General features: G+C 63.0%; 1 protein-coding gene. It reads right to left on the bottom strand.

The genetic code is table 11. The annotated features are described in order from the left end of the window. Positions 1 to 397, bottom strand: a 397-nt coding sequence (gene cysD / locus DOM56_RS20015; RefSeq protein WP_232822378.1) for a sulfate adenylyltransferase subunit CysD, incomplete at both ends; no start/stop codon positions are given.

The following is a 397-nucleotide window of genomic DNA, read 5'->3' as shown; positions in this document are numbered from 1 at the left end:
CGCGCGCCACCGAAGGCGGCATCGAAGCCGTACTTGTCCAGCGCCATCTTGAGCGACTGGGTCTTCATGATGTCGGTGTACTTGGCGCTGCCGTGGTCGAAGGGGTTGATGCCGGCGGCCCGTCCCTCCTCGTTGATGTGCTCGATCAGCTCCATGCCGACCTCCGCGGCCATCTTGTCGCGGAACTCGATCATCTCCTTGAACTTCCAGGTGGTGTTGACGTGCATCAGCGGGAACGGCGGCGGGCCGGGATAGAACGCCTTGCGCGCCAGGTGCAGCATCACCGAGGAGTCCTTGCCGATCGAGTAGAGCATCACCGGGTTGCCGAACTCGGCCGCGACCTCGCGGATGATATGGATGGACTCGGCTTCGAGCTGCTTGAGATGGGTCTGGCGTT

The sequence above is a fragment of the Salinicola sp. CR57 genome (assembly GCF_003206585.1).
In the GTDB taxonomy this organism is placed as follows: Bacteria; Pseudomonadota; Gammaproteobacteria; order Pseudomonadales; family Halomonadaceae; genus Salinicola; species Salinicola lusitanus.
Note: the sequence above shows the minus strand (reverse complement) of the source record. Positions and strands in the feature narration are given on the sequence as shown.